This window comes from Streptomyces sp. NPDC059477 (assembly GCF_042749375.1).
GTDB lineage: Bacteria > Actinomycetota > Actinomycetes > Streptomycetales > Streptomycetaceae > Streptomyces.
On record NZ_JBHYUG010000035.1, the window covers coordinates 1 to 6,848 of the forward strand.

Here is a 6,848-nt window from a genome sequence, read left to right on the forward strand (position 1 = left end):
ACGGAGGCCCCGTCGGCGCCCGGACGGCTCACTCCTTGAGCTGGGCCCTACGGGTACGTGTACGTGTTGAGCGCGTCGACGGCGGCCGTCGGGTTGCCGAGGTCGTAGCGGTCCACGGCGAGGAAGTTGGGCTTCTTGCGGGCGGCGGGCAGGCAGAAACGGGCGGCCCGGTCGGCGAGTTTGGTGTTGTCGGTCTCGGCGGTGCCGGACATCGTGGTGTCGCGGAAGTGGTTCATGACGAACAGGGGCTGGAAGGCGCCTTCGGTACGGGTCAGCGGGATGTTGGTACTGGCGCCGTACCAGCGGCTGTAGCAGGACCAGTTCGAGGCTCCGGCGCCGGAACCCATGGACCAGTAGTTCTCCACGGTCCACTCGCTCTGGTACATCACGCCGAAGCTGTCGCGGGTCAGGCCCGCGGACTGGTCGGCGGAGCGGCTGTGGTCGGTGAAGATCAGCAGCCGGTCATTGGCGGCGATCAGATCGGCGACCCGGGGCCAGCCGTTCTGGCGTACGCCGGTCTGGTCGGGGCGGTACAGGACGTCGGACAAGCCGCTCACCCGGGCGAGTTCGGAGCGCAGGACGCCCGGGTCGACGTAGTCCTCCAGGAAGACGGTGGCGATCTGGTCGGGGTGGGCCTTGAGGAAGTCCACGATCCGCTGGAGGTCGACCCACAGGGCGACGGGGCGGCTGACCAGGGTGCAGCTGTTGTGGCAGAGGATCGCGCCGTCGGGGGTCTGGTGGATGTCGAGCTGGAAGCCGCGGACGCCGTCGGTGAGTTGCTGCTGGATGCCGCGCGCCTGGTTGGGGAAGAGGTTGACGAAGGGCGGGGCGAAGCCGCCGTCGACGCCGTTGGCGTAGGCGTTGTGCGCGGTCAGGAAGGTGACCTGGTCCAGGGTGCGCTCGCTCGCCGGGGGCATGGGGCTGGTGGTGGGGGTGACCGGGGTGAGGTACCAGGCGGCGAGGGGGCCCGCGGCTCCGATGGTGAGCGGGGCGGGGTAGTTGGCGCCGGAGGGCTTGGCGGCGACGGTGAGGTGGCGGTCGGTGCCGGGGGCCTTGAGGGTGTACTGGTCGGCGCCGGACGGGGTGATCTCCCAGGGGGCGTCGGCGCCGGTGCAGGGGACGGTTCGGGCCTGGTCGCCGGAGCGGCCGAGGCAGGAGCCGGGGGCGTCCGTGTTCTCCAGGACGTAGGCGGAACCGGCGGCCCTGAGGGTCCATTGCTGACGGTCCTCGTTGCCCTGGGGGTTGTGCTGTTCGACGGTGCCGCTCTCGTCGGCCGCGTTGAGGCCGGTGACGGCGCTCTGCACGTAATAGGCGCCGGGGGTGGGGGCGGCCACCTGGACGGCGGTCGCCGACCGGCCGGCGGGAGCGGTCTGGGCGGCGGCCCCGGCTTGGGGTGCCACGGCCGACGCGGCGAGCGCGAGGGCCGTGGCGAGCAGGGCGTGGGGGGTGCGCATGACGGGGTCCTTCATCCGGAGGATCAGGTCAGGTGCATGACACCACGCCCCGCGGAACCACGTCAGCAGTACAGGTTGCTGCCCGGTGAAACTCCGAGGATCTGCGTGAACCGGTTGTAGTTGTTGACCCGGCTCTGGACCTGGGCCGGGTTCTTGCCGTCGCACTCCAGGGAGCCGTTGATGGACCGGATGGTGTGTCCGAAGCCCGCCTGGTTCACCATGGCGTTGTGGCCGGTCATGGTGCCGGGACCGTTCTGGGTGTTCCAGTACCACAGGCCGGTCTTCCAGGCCACCGCGGCGTTGTTCTGCACTTGCCAGGGGTTGTTGAGCAGGTCGATGCCCAGCGCGTCACCGGCGGCCTTGTAGTTGAAGTTCCAGCTGAGCTGGATCGGGCCACGGCCGTAGTACGCGGACTGACCGGCCGGGCAGCCGTAGGGCTGGCCCCAGTCGCAGTAGTGCGAGTAGTTGGCGGTGTTCTGCTCCACGATGTGGACGAGCCCGCCGGTCTCGTGACTGACGTTGGCGAGGAAGGCCGCGGCCTCCTGCTTCTTGACCGTGTCACTGCCGGTCTTGGCGAAGGCGGGGTAGGCGCTCATCGCCGTGACGAGCCCGCTGTAGGTGTAGAAGGAGTTCCGGCTCGGGAACATCTGGTTGAACTGCGCCTCGGTGACCACGAAGCTGGTGTTGGGGGTGCCGCTGTCACACGCGTACGGCTCCCAGTACCAGGTGCTGATGGTCGGGTCGTAGCCGGGGTTGGCGTGCTCGGCTATGTACGCCTTGCCGTCCGTGTAGCGGACGATGGCACCGGCGGCGTACTGCTGCCCCGCCACCCAACTGGGGTAACTGGAGCACGCGGCGGCGGACGCCTGCTGAGCCGGGAGCAGCACCGGGACGGAACCGGCGAGGGTGAGAGCGGTCAGGACCGCTGCGATGCGCCTCTTCACGGAGTGAACTCCTTCGCGAGACACGGCCGCACCCCGATGGGGCAGGGGTGAGCGCTTTCCTTGACCATGCGTGCCGGTGACACCGGCCACAGCGGTGGGGGCGGCCGTGGTGGGGGGGTTATGGAGGGACACTCAACCGTCTTGGTCTGGACCAGTCAAGGGTTTAGACCAATCAAATGGCTCGGAGAGTGCCGGGAGAGTGCCAGGAGGCAGGTCACCCGGCCGTGCCGTGCCGTCCGTGCCCGCGGCAACACACCACCCTCCCCGGTCGGCACACCGCGCCCACGGATCGGGAGAATCGCTCCATGACCAGCGCATCGCCTCCGGCGATCACACCGCATCCGCTCATCGACCGGGCCCGGCGGCTCGCTCGCGAGTTGCTCGTCCCGCACGCCGAACAGGTGGACCAATCGGAGGTGCCCGCCGGGCATCTGGCCGTGATCCGGTGGTCCGGACTGCTGGGGGTGAGCGCGCCCGTCGAGTACGGCGGGGCGGGCGCGCCGGACGCGGTGGCGCGGGAGGTCGCGGAGATCCTGGCGGGCGCCTGCTGTTCGACCTGGTTCGTGCAGACCCAGCACCACACACCGGTCCGGCTGCTCGCCAGGTCGCAATCGCCGGTACGGGAACGGCTGCTGCGCAAGCTGGCCACCGGCGAGCTGATGGCCGGGATCGCGTACGCGCACGTCCGCTCCTACCCCCGGGTGCCGGTGCGGGCGACGGCCGTGCGGGGCGGCTGGCGGTTCGACGGGACCGTGCCCTGGTACACCGGCTGGGGGCTCAACGACGTGATGCTGCTCGCGGGCGTCGCCGAGGGGGGTGAGCTGGTGTTCGCGTTCGCCGACGCCCGGGAGCAGCCTGGCCTTCGGCCGTCGGCGCCGATGCGGCTGGCGGCGCTGTCGGCCGCGCGGACCGTCGCCGTGGAACTGGACGGCCTGCGGCTGCCGGAGGAGGCGGTGGTGCTGCGCACCCCACGGGAGACGTTCGCCCGGGTCGACATTCCCCGCAGCGCCAATGCCTCGCCGGCGCTGTTCGGCATCGCGTACGCGGCGCTGGACCTGCTGGAGGGGGATGCGCGGGACGTCGTACGGCCGCTGCGGTCGCGGTTGGACGAGGTGCGCGAGCGGGCGTACGCCCTCGCCGACGAGGCGGCGCCGCAGGAGCGCTTCGAGGAGCGGCTGGCGTTGCGGGTGCGGGCGCACGACCTGATGCGCGCGGCGACCACCGCCGCCGTGGTGGCGGGCGGCGGCCGGGCGACCGGCCTCGCCAGTCCGGCCCAACGCCTGTACCGCGAGGGCATGTTCCTGCTGGTCCAGGCCCAGACGGCGCCGGTACGCGAGGCGCATCTCGCGCAGCTGGCGGCGGAGGCGCAGGGGTAATGCCTGCGGTGGGCGGCTAGCTCGTGAACGGCACCTGGGCCGGGGTGCCCGTCGCCTCCCCCGCCGGGTGCCGCCACAGGCCCTGTGCCGCCAGCAGGGGCAGCACCCCTTCCCCGAACCAGTACGCCTCCTCCAGATGCGGGTAGCCGGAGAGCACGAACTCCTCGATGCCGAGAGCGTGGTACTCGCGGATCCGGTCGGCGACCTCGGCGTGGCTGCCGACCAGCGCGGTGCCGGCGCCGCCGCGTACCAGCCCGATGCCCGCCCAGAGGTTGGGGTGGATCTCCAGGCCGTCACGGCTGCCGCCGTGCAGGGCGAGCATGCGGCGCTGCCCCTCGGACTCGCTGCGGGCGAGCCCCTGCTGGACCGCGCGCACGGTGTCCGGGTCGAACCCGGCCAGCAGCCGGTCCGCCTCGGCCCATGCCTGCTCGGCGGTGTCGCGGGTGATGACATGCAGCCGGATGCCGAAGCGCAGGGTGCGGCCCTCACGGGCGGCGAGCGTCCGGATCCGGGCGATCTTCTCGGCGACCTGTGCGGGCGGCTCGCCCCAGGTGAGGTACACGTCGACGTAGCGCGCGGCGATCTCCCCGGCGATCGGCGAGGACCCGCCGAAGTACACCTCCGGGACCGGGTCGGGCACCCGGGCCAGCCTGGCGTCCTCGACGCGCAGATGGGTGCCGTCCAGGTCGACGGTCTTGCCGTTCCACAACTCCCGTACGACGTGCAGGAATTCGCCGGTACGGCGGTAGCGGTCGTCCTTGTCGAGGAAGTCGCCGTAGGCCCGCTGCTCGTGGCTCTCGCCGCCGGTGACGACGTTGAGCAGCAGCCGTCCGCCGCTCTGCCGCTGGAAGGTGGACGCCATCTGGGCGGCCAGGGTCGGGGAGACGAAGCCGGGCCGGAAGGCGACCAGGAACTTCAGCCGCTCCGTGTGCTGACTGACCATCGCCGTGGTCAGCCACGCGTCCTCGCACCAGGCGCCGGTGGGGGTGAGGGCGGCGGCGAAGCCCAGGTCCTCGGCGGCGCGGGCGATCTGGCTCAGATAGGCGACGGTGGGCGGCCGGTCGCGGCCGGAGGCGGTGGCCGGGCTGCCGTGGCCGCCGCCGACGACATGGCGGCTGTCGCCGTTGGTGGGCAGGAACCAGTGGAACGTGAGGGTCACCGGGGTCTCCGATCGGGGCGGGCGGTGCGGCGGCTGGGTGCGGGCGGCTCAGGACGGGCCGGGCGGCGCGGTGCGGGCTGTGCGTCTCACAGCAGGCCGTGGCGGGGTGGCTTGGTGCCGCTCAGGGCGTACCGCCCCAGGTGCTGGAGTTTCCAGCGGGCCGGGTCGTGCAGGGTGTGGGTGCGGGCGTCGCGCCAGTGCCGGTGCAGATTGAGCGCGTCGAGCGCGGAGCGGGTGCCGGAGACCTCGAACAGGGCGCTGGTCAGTTCCACGGCGGTGTGGGCGGCGTGCGCCTTGGCGGCGGCGACCGCGAGGGAGGCGGTGGCGGCGGAGTCGTCGGTGAGCCGGACGCCCGCCAGGTCCACCGCCCGGCCGGCCTCGGCGAGCAGCGCCTGGGACGCGCGGAGCTGGAGGTCGAGTTCCCCGAAGCGCTGGATCAGCAGCGGGTCCTCGGCGGCGGTGTCGGCGTCGCTCTCGAACCAGGGACGGCTCTTCGTCCGTACGAACTCGGCCGCCTCGGACAGGGCTCCGGCGGCGATGCCCGTGTCGATGGCCGCGTGCAGCAGCTGGGCGAGCGCGCCGTGGAGCTGGGGGCCGCGGAAGGTCAGGTGGTGCGGGAGCACCCGGTCGGCGGGGACGGGGACCGACTCCAGGCGGACGGTGCCGCTGGCGGTGGTGCGCTGGCCCATGCCGTCCCAGTCGTCCACGACACTCAGCCCGGGGGCGTCGCGCGGGACGTACGCCACGTGCAGGTTGTCGTCCTCGGCGCGGGCCAGCACCGGGATCCAGTCGGCGAACAGCGCGCCGGTGGCGTAGTGCTTGACGCCGGTCAGACGGTAGGAGCCGTCGGGGGCGGGGGTCAGCCGGGTGCGGATGTCCTGGAGGTGCCGGGTGCCGGCCTCGGACTGGGCGTTGCCGAACCGGCGTCCGGCGAGGACCTCGGCGTAGAAGAACTTCCGCTGCTGCGGGGTGCCCTGGCGGCGCACGACGTTGACGTACGCGAAGTGGCTCTGCGGGATCTGGGCGATGCTGGCGTCGGCTTCGGCGAGGCGGCGGAAGATCTCGGCGAGGGCGCGGGCGGAGACATCGGCGCCGCCGTGCTCCTCGGGAACGGTGACGGCGAGCAGGCCGGAGGCGGAGAGCCGGCCGAGTTCGGCGTGGGGCAGCCGCCGTTCGGCGTCGCGCGCGGAGGCTTCGGCACGGAACGCGTCGGCCAGTTCCGTCGCGACGGCGAGCGCCTCGCACTCGTCGGCGATGACATGCACGCGAGTGGGCATGTCAGCTCGCGGCGGCCAGGAAGGGCCTGCTGCCCAGGGCGACCGAGAACTGGTCGACGACCTGGGTGAGCGCCTCACCGGCGCCCTCGGCGACGGTCAGGGTGCCGTCGTCGTGCACGGTGATGTCCTTGTCGAGAGTGAACCAGCCCTGCACTATGTGGCCCGCGCCCATGGAACTGAGCACCGGGCGCAGTGCGTAGTCGATGGCCAGCACATGGGCGGTGGTGCCGCCGGTGGCGAGCGGCAGCACGGTCTTCCCGGCCAGCGCGTACTGCGGGAGCAGATCCAGCAGGGCTTTGAGGACACCGGAGTACGCGGCTTTGTAGACCGGCGTGCCGACGACCACGCCGTCCGCCTTGGCGAACAGTTCGGTGGCCTCGACGATCGCCGGGTGCCGGAAGTCGGCGCCGAGCAGCGCCTCGGCGGGGATGGTGCGGACGTCGAGCGGGATCACGTCGTGGCCCTGGGAGGTGAGCCGCTGGTCGAGGTGGCGCAGCAGGCGGTTGGTGCGGGAGGCGGCGGAGGGGCTGCCGGAGACGGACAGGACGGTGGCCATGCGTTCCTCTTTCGGGAGCGGGACGAGCGGTCGGGGCGCCCGGACTTCGCGGGCGCCCCGGGCAAGGAGGTCAGTTGGGCGG

At 72.2% G+C, this 6,848-nt stretch carries 6 protein-coding genes; 1 reads left to right on the forward strand and 5 read right to left on the reverse strand.

Going from position 1 to position 6,848, the window contains the following annotated elements; translation table 11 throughout:
* Nucleotides 1–47: 47 nt before the first annotated feature.
* Both ACFXAZ_RS19190 and ACFXAZ_RS19195 read right to left on the reverse strand, forming a co-directional pair.
* The gene (locus ACFXAZ_RS19190) at nt 48–1,454 is read right to left on the reverse strand and encodes a phospholipase (RefSeq protein ID WP_384592174.1); all 1,407 of its coding nucleotides are present in this window, start codon (nt 1,452–1,454) and stop codon (nt 48–50) included.
* Nucleotides 1,455–1,516: 62 nt separating this feature from the next.
* Nucleotides 1,517–2,398, reverse strand: a complete 882-nt coding sequence (locus ACFXAZ_RS19195) for a glycoside hydrolase family 19 protein (RefSeq protein ID WP_384592177.1) — start codon at nt 2,396–2,398, stop codon at nt 1,517–1,519.
* A 305-nt stretch (nt 2,399–2,703) separates the two neighbouring features.
* Here ACFXAZ_RS19195 and ACFXAZ_RS19200 point away from each other — a divergent pair, with 305 nt between their 5' ends.
* The gene (locus ACFXAZ_RS19200; RefSeq protein WP_384592180.1) at nt 2,704–3,774 is read left to right on the forward strand and encodes an acyl-CoA dehydrogenase family protein; all 1,071 of its coding nucleotides are present in this window, start codon (nt 2,704–2,706) and stop codon (nt 3,772–3,774) included.
* Between the two features lie 16 nt (nt 3,775–3,790).
* On the opposite strand, the gene ACFXAZ_RS19205 is transcribed toward ACFXAZ_RS19200, so the two are convergent.
* The 3 genes from ACFXAZ_RS19205 to ssuE form a co-directional block, all read right to left on the reverse strand.
* Nucleotides 3,791–4,933, reverse strand: a complete 1,143-nt coding sequence (locus ACFXAZ_RS19205; protein ID WP_384592183.1) for an LLM class flavin-dependent oxidoreductase — start codon at nt 4,931–4,933, stop codon at nt 3,791–3,793.
* A gap of 86 nt (nt 4,934–5,019) precedes the next feature.
* Entirely contained in the window at nt 5,020–6,210 is a 1,191-nt protein-coding gene (locus ACFXAZ_RS19210) for an SfnB family sulfur acquisition oxidoreductase (protein ID WP_384592185.1), read from the reverse strand.
* Nucleotide 6,211: 1 nt separating this feature from the next.
* Nucleotides 6,212–6,766 (reverse strand): NADPH-dependent FMN reductase, encoded by a 555-nt coding sequence (gene ssuE, locus ACFXAZ_RS19215; protein ID WP_384592189.1) that lies wholly within the window; start codon nt 6,764–6,766, stop codon nt 6,212–6,214.
* Between the last annotated feature and the right edge of the window lie 82 nt (nt 6,767–6,848).

What these genes read in the sequence shown, in the direction of transcription:
- ACFXAZ_RS19210 (WP_384592185.1), bottom strand. Translation starts at nt 6,210, where the DNA reads ATGCCCACTCGCGTGCATGTCATCGCCGACGAGTGCGAGGCGCTCGCC.
- ACFXAZ_RS19190 (WP_384592174.1), bottom strand. Translation starts at nt 1,454, where the DNA reads ATGCGCACCCCCCACGCCCTGCTCGCCACGGCCCTCGCGCTCGCCGCG.
- ssuE (WP_384592189.1), bottom strand. Translation starts at nt 6,766, where the DNA reads ATGGCCACCGTCCTGTCCGTCTCCGGCAGCCCCTCCGCCGCCTCCCGC.
- ACFXAZ_RS19200 (WP_384592180.1), top strand. Translation starts at nt 2,704, where the DNA reads ATGACCAGCGCATCGCCTCCGGCGATCACACCGCATCCGCTCATCGAC.